The following is a 511-nucleotide window of genomic DNA, read 5'->3' on the forward strand; positions in this document are numbered from 1 at the left end:
TACGCGGGATACGCGACGGTGTGCCGGTCACGGCCACCGCGTACGAGGGCGGGCGCAGAGCGGGCACGGCCACCGGCCGCGCCGGAGCGCCGCTGAGCGTGCCCGTGCGTGATCCACGGCTCTGGTCGCCCGACGATCCGTATCTCTACCGGCTGGAGGTGACGGCGGGCAAGGGCGGCAAGGACACGGTCGGCAGCTACTTCGGTATGCGCTCGATCGGCGTCGAGACGGTCGCCGGAGCGCCGCGTACGGTTCTCAACGGCGAGCCGGTCTTTCTGATGGCCACGCTCGACCAGGGCTTCTGGCCGGACGGGCTGCACACCGCGCCGACCGACGAGGCCCTCGCGTACGACCTGAGGACGCACAAGCGGCTCGGTTTCAACTCCGTGCGCAAACACATCAAGGTGGAGCCCGACCGCTGGTTCCACTGGGCCGACCGGCTCGGACTGCTGGTCTGGCAGGACATGCCGGCGATGAACACGATCACCCCGGACGCGGCCTCCCGCGCCCA

General features: G+C 70.5%; 1 pseudogene. It reads left to right on the forward strand.

The annotated features are described in order from the left end of the window. Positions 1 to 511: pseudogene (locus BFF77_RS32550) on the forward strand (glycoside hydrolase family 2); the annotation flags it as partial.

This window comes from Streptomyces lushanensis (assembly GCF_001700515.1).
Lineage (GTDB): Bacteria > Actinomycetota > Actinomycetes > Streptomycetales > Streptomycetaceae > Streptomyces > Streptomyces lushanensis.